Annotated in this window: 7 protein-coding genes; 5 read left to right on the forward strand and 2 right to left on the reverse strand. The window is 64.5% G+C overall.

All coding sequences use genetic code 11. The features are described from left to right. A partial coding sequence (locus ACFP9U_RS23605) for an NAD-dependent epimerase/dehydratase family protein (protein ID WP_378625198.1) occupies positions 1-459 on the reverse strand: 459 nt, incomplete at its 3' end. A gap of 220 nt (positions 460-679) precedes the next feature. Here ACFP9U_RS23605 and ACFP9U_RS23610 point away from each other — a divergent pair. The 4 genes from ACFP9U_RS23610 to ACFP9U_RS23625 all read left to right on the forward strand — a co-directional run bounded on the left by ACFP9U_RS23610 (position 680) and on the right by ACFP9U_RS23625 (position 4,018). Next, complete coding sequence (locus tag ACFP9U_RS23610; RefSeq protein ID WP_378625200.1) at positions 680-1,696, forward strand: MotA/TolQ/ExbB proton channel family protein; 1,017 nt, start codon at positions 680-682, stop codon at positions 1,694-1,696. Next, positions 1,696-2,727: a peptidoglycan -binding protein gene (locus ACFP9U_RS23615; RefSeq protein ID WP_378625201.1), complete on the forward strand. Its 1,032-nt coding sequence runs from the start codon at positions 1,696-1,698 to the stop codon at positions 2,725-2,727. Before ACFP9U_RS23610 ends, ACFP9U_RS23615 begins: the two co-directional genes overlap by 1 nt. A 120-nt stretch (positions 2,728-2,847) precedes the next feature. Continuing rightward, positions 2,848-3,159, forward strand: coding sequence for a hypothetical protein (locus ACFP9U_RS23620; protein ID WP_378625203.1), 312 nt, complete (start codon positions 2,848-2,850; stop codon positions 3,157-3,159). A gap of 76 nt (positions 3,160-3,235) precedes the next feature. Continuing rightward, on the forward strand, positions 3,236-4,018 hold the full coding sequence (locus ACFP9U_RS23625; RefSeq protein WP_378625204.1) for a 3-hydroxybutyrate dehydrogenase: 783 nt from the start codon (positions 3,236-3,238) through the stop codon (positions 4,016-4,018). Between the two features lie 19 nt (positions 4,019-4,037). On the opposite strand, the gene ACFP9U_RS23630 is transcribed toward ACFP9U_RS23625, so the two are convergent. After that, the gene (locus ACFP9U_RS23630; protein ID WP_378625206.1) at positions 4,038-4,637 is read right to left on the reverse strand and encodes a TetR/AcrR family transcriptional regulator; all 600 of its coding nucleotides are present in this window, start codon (positions 4,635-4,637) and stop codon (positions 4,038-4,040) included. A gap of 287 nt (positions 4,638-4,924) precedes the next feature. Here ACFP9U_RS23630 and ACFP9U_RS23635 point away from each other — a divergent pair. Continuing rightward, a partial coding sequence (locus tag ACFP9U_RS23635) for a biotin/lipoyl-binding protein (RefSeq protein ID WP_378625207.1) occupies positions 4,925-5,305 on the forward strand: 381 nt, incomplete at its 3' end.

Below are 5,305 nucleotides of genomic sequence, written 5' to 3' on the forward strand. Positions count from 1 at the left end.
GTCGAAGCCGTAGACCAGCGGCGGCCGCAGCACGATTCCGGCCCGGTCCGCGCCCTCGCAGAAACGGCGCACGTGCTCTTCGCCCGCTCGTTTCGAAGCGCCATAGGCATCCGCCGCTTCACGCGCGGCAATGCTGCCGAGGAAGACGAAAGCCTTTACCCCGATACCCGCGCAGGCCTCGACGAGCCGTCCGGTGCCGACATCACTGACGGTGAAATACGCCGCCTCGGCCGCATCCGGGCGGTGCGCGACGCCGGCAAGGTGCACGACGGCATCCGCGCCGGCGAGCGCGGGTGACCAGTCCGTCTCACCGTCGATCGCCCCGACGGGCACGAATTGCGGCGTGCCCTCACGCCGGTTCCGGCCCGCCTCCACCACCGTGTGGCCGCGGCGGATCAGGACCGGCACGAGGTGGCGGCCGATGAAGCCGGTGGCGCCGGTGACCAGGACCTTGGCCATGGACTCTCCTTCCGGAAGCGGTTCGTCCCGGCCATGCACTGTGCCGGGCGAACGCGCGCTTATTTCAATTTGGTCACAATTCCGTTTAGAGTCTCGACCAATCTCAGGCTCGGACCACCAGACGGGATTGGCTGCGCACCTTGAGCAATTTACGCTATAAGCACCGGTCACGGTGGCCGCGGCGTGATCGTCCGGACGGTCTAACACATTCGAGGAACAGATGGCCTTGCTGAAGTCGCTGGGGGCGGACAATCTCACCGCCGAAGAGAGATACGATCCGCGAAGCCTTTCCAGTCCACAGGTTTTCCTCTATTCGATGCTGATCTTCCTGGCGATCGCCGGCTTTGTGGCGGCCATTCTCTATCGCCAGATTTCCGCGGCGTTCCAGAGCAATCCCGGTCTCAACGGGCTCATTCTCGGCGTTCTGGCGATCGGCATCCTTCTCGCCTTCATGCAGGTGATAAGGCTTTTCAGGGAAGTGCGCTGGGTGAACTCCTTCCTCGCCGGCACGGAGGTGACGGAGCCGGTGCTTCTGGCGCCGATGAAGGCGCTGCTCAGCCGCTCCTCCGCCATGGCGCTGTCGACGTCCTCCATGCGCTCCATTCTCGATTCGATCGCCACCAGGCTCGATGAAAGCCGCGATATCTCGCGCTATCTGATCGGCCTGCTCGTCTTTCTCGGCCTGCTCGGCACCTTCTGGGGGCTTTTGCAGACCATCAGCTCGATCGGCGACACGATCCAGTCCCTCGATCCTGGCACGGGCGACGCCAACGACATCCTCGATTCGCTGAAGGCGGGCCTTTCCGCTCCCCTCGGCGGCATGGGCACGGCTTTTTCCTCCTCCCTTTTCGGCCTTTCAGGCTCCCTCATTCTCGGCTTTCTGGACCTGCAGGCCGGCCGTGCCCAGAACCGCTTCTACACGGAATTGGAGAACTGGCTCTCCACGGTGACCGACCTGAGTTCCGACATGACCGAGGGCACCAGGAACGGCACGTCCGAGGAACTGCGGGAACTGGCGGAGAAGTTGCGCGCCGCGCAGGAGACGGGCGGCAGCAATCCGCGCACTGCCGCGGCCATGGCATCGCTAGCCGACGGCATTTCCGGCCTGGTGAAGAACATGCGCCAGGAGCAGCAGATGATGCGTGACTGGGTGGAAGCCCAGGCGGCGGACCAGAAGGCGATGCGCGAGACGCTGGAGAAAATCGCCGCCTCCTTGAAGAAACGGGAAAACAGCTGATGGCGCTGGCACGCGCCCGCCGCCGCGAACGCGGTGTCGACTATTGGCCCGGCTTCGTCGATGCCTTGGCGACCCTCCTGCTCGCCATCATGTTCCTGCTGTCGGTCTTCGTGCTGGCACAGTTCTTCCTCAGCCAGGAGATCACCAGTCGTGACGCCGTGCTCGACCGTCTCAATGCCCAGGTGAACGAGCTGACGCAGCTTCTGGCGCTCGAACGGGCCAACACGCAGGACGCCGAGGACACGATCGCCAGCCTGCGCTCCTCCCTTTCGGAAGCGGAAGCGGAGCGCTCGCGCCTTGAACAGATTCTGGAAAGCGGCGCCGGCCAAAGCGAGGAAGCACAGGAACGCATCGGCGCGCTGACAAGCGAGCTCGAGGACGAAAGGCAGGTGAGCCAGCGCGCCCTGTCGCAGGTGGAGCTTCTCAACCAGCAAATCTCCGCGCTGAGGCAGCAGATCGGCGCGCTGGAGGCCGCGCTCGATGCATCGGAGCAACGCGACCAGCGCTCACGCGCCAAGATTGCCGATCTCGGGCGCCGTCTCAATGTCGCCCTCGCCCAGCGCGTGCAGGAATTGAACCGCTATCGCTCCGACTTCTTCGGCCGCCTGCGCGAGATCCTCTCCGACCGCGAGAACATCCGCATCGTCGGCGACCGCTTCGTCTTCCAGTCGGAAGTGCTGTTCGCCTCCGGCGCCACGGAGATCAATCCCACCGGGCAGGAGGAGATGCAGAAGCTGGCCGATGCCGTTCTCGACCTGCAGGAGGAGATTCCGCCGGAGATCAACTGGGTGCTCAGGGTCGACGGCCACACCGACGACGTGCCGCTTACCGGCACCGGCCGCTATCGCGACAACTGGGAGCTGTCGGCCGCCCGCGCCATCGCCGTGGTCGAGTTCCTGATCGACCAGGGCGTGCCGGCAAGCCGCCTGGTCGCCGCCGGCTTCGGCGAGTACCAGCCACTCGACACCTCTGGCACGCCCGAGGCCCGCGCCCGCAACCGCCGTATCGAGCTCAAGCTGACGGAACGCTAAAAGGAGGCGTCCCGGCCCGCCCCCAACCAGCCCGAATGCCCGCCTTGCGCGTCGTGGAACCCGCTGTGCCTTGCAGCCGTTAGGTTTGCGCGAACAGAAAAATCTATTGGGATGGCTGCCATGCATCACAGGTTCCACGACGATATGGGAGATGATCTGCGCGATCAGCTGACCAATCTTCGCGACGAAGTTACTTCCTTGAGAAAGCAGGTCGCACGCAGTGGCCGGCGCGGATACGGCGACGTCCGCCACATGGGTGCCGAGACCGCGGACTGGATGCGCGACTATGCCGAACACGCCCTGCCGGAACTGCGCCGCGGCGCCCGGCATCTCCAGCAATCCGCGCGCGAAAACCCCACCACCACGGCCACCATCGCCGCCGCCAGCGTTGTCGTCCTGGGATTGGCCGCCGCGCTGATGATGCGCCGGTGATGGCGAAAGGTCGCTCGCGCTTGGCAACGACCATCGCCTTGCATATGGTCGCGGAAACCGACCATGGAGGCATGCCGTGCGCGACTCAAGGACGGCCGTCATCACCGGCTCAACCTCGGGCATAGGGCTGGGCATTGCGCGGGGTCTGGCGGCCGATGGCTGCAACGTGGTTCTGAATTCCTTCACCGACAGCGATGAAGACCACGCCCTGGCCGAGGAGATCGCCCGCGAATACGCCGTGAAAGCGGCCTACCTCCAGGCCGACATGGCCGATGGGGCAGCCTGTCGACGCCTGGTGGACGAGACCGCCCGACGCTTCGGGTCACTCGATGTCCTGGTCAACAACGCCGGGATTCAGCACGTGGCTGCGGTCGAGGACTTTCCGCCGGAGAAATGGGATGCCGTTATCGGCATCAATCTATCCTCGGCCTTCCACACCACTGCCGCGGCGATCCCGCACATGAGGCAACGCGGCAGCGGCCGCATCGTCAATATCGCCTCCGCGCACGGCCTGCGGGCATCTCCCTTCAAATCGGCCTATGTCGCCGCCAAGCACGGCATGGTCGGCCTCACCAAGACCGTGGCGCTCGAGTTGGCCGAAGACCGCATCACCTGCAACGCCATCTGCCCCGGCTATGTTCTCACGCCCCTCGTGGAGGCGCAGATTCCCGACCAGATGAAGACCCACCGCATGGACCGGGACGCGGTGGTGCGTGAGGTCATGCTGGCCAGACAGCCGACACGGGAATTCGCCACGGTCGAGCAGATCGCCGCGGCCACCGTCTTTCTGTGCTCCGATGGCGCTGCCCAGATCACCGGCACCACGCTTTCAGTGGATGGCGGTTGGACAGCGCAATAGTAGAACTCCGGGAAAACGCTTACCGCGGCGCCAGCGCCAATTCGATGAGCGTGATGAACTGACGCGCCGACTGAGCGGCTTGCGTGCCGCAAAGACCGTGCGCCTTCAGCCCCTCCAATATGTCGAACAGCATCTCCGCCAGCGCCTCGGCCGACAGGGCGTTGTCCTCAAGCCGCACGCCCCGCGACCCCGCCTCCTCGCGGATCGCATCGGCGAAACCGGCGACCATGCTGGTGCGCCAATCGGCGACCAGATCGGATGCGATGTTGTGGTTCACATCGACCAGTTCTTCGCCGTGGGGCGATTCCTCGATGAGACGGAAGAGGCGGAACAGTCCGCGGTCGAGCGCTTCGAACAGCCGCTCGCCCAACCGCAGGTCTTCCTGCAAGGCCTCGCGCGCCGCCTGGTGCGACTGCTCCAGCATTGCCCGCGTCACGGCGCGGAAAATATCCGCCTTGTTGCGGAACAGCAGATAGATGGCGGGACGTGAAATCTCCACCGCGCGCGCGATATCGTCCATGGTTGCACGTGAGTAACCATAGGCCAGGAAAACGCTGCGTGCGCCTTCGATGATGCGTGTCCGCCGCGCATCTTCGGGATTGTCTTTAGCTTCTTTCAAGGTGGTTCCTGCCATAGTAGAAATAGGTTGTTGACAAAATGACGGATTTTGTCAATGTGTCCGCGCCTCGGCGATGCCTTGGCGTGAGGAATTTGCGCGGATCGATCCAACGGAAGGGGACCCCTGTCAGGAGAGGCCCTCCAGGACATTTTTTGGCAGGCTGATGATGCTATAGGACTGTAGGATCGCTTCTTCGTTCCGCAACGTGATTGAACCGTTCGGCCGCCGAGGCCATATGCCTCTTGTTTTACGGTGTTTCGGCCCGGTCTAGCACACTGGAAATCGACATGCCCAAGGTGAAGTTCCACAAGATCGCGGCCGTGGCGGTGCTCATTGCGACAGCTGCCTGGATCGCCACCGGTGAATTCTCGTCCGTCGGCAGCGCGACCCAGGAGGCGGAAGCCGCACGCGCCGAGGCCGAGCCGGAACGTCCGGCCGAGGTCAAGACCGTGCAGGCAACCATGCCGTCCCGCCTCGAGCATGCCCGCACGATCCGCATTTCCGGCCAGACCGAAGCCGACAAGCGCGCCGTGCTCGCCGCCCGCACCGCCGGCATCGTCGATGAGCTCCCCGTCTCGGAAGGCGAGGCCGTCGAGAAGGGCGACCTGATCATGCGCCTCGAGGCCGAAGGCAAGGAAGCCGCCGTGGAATCGGCGCGCCAGGCGCTC

The sequence above is a fragment of the Nitratireductor sp. GCM10026969 genome (assembly GCF_042660605.1).
Classification (GTDB): Bacteria; Pseudomonadota; Alphaproteobacteria; order Rhizobiales; family Rhizobiaceae; genus Chelativorans.

What these genes read in the sequence shown, in the direction of transcription:
- ACFP9U_RS23620 (WP_378625203.1), top strand. Translation starts at nt 2,848, where the DNA reads ATGCATCACAGGTTCCACGACGATATGGGAGATGATCTGCGCGATCAG.
- ACFP9U_RS23615 (WP_378625201.1), top strand. Translation starts at nt 1,696, where the DNA reads ATGGCGCTGGCACGCGCCCGCCGCCGCGAACGCGGTGTCGACTATTGG.
- ACFP9U_RS23610 (WP_378625200.1), top strand. Translation starts at nt 680, where the DNA reads ATGGCCTTGCTGAAGTCGCTGGGGGCGGACAATCTCACCGCCGAAGAG.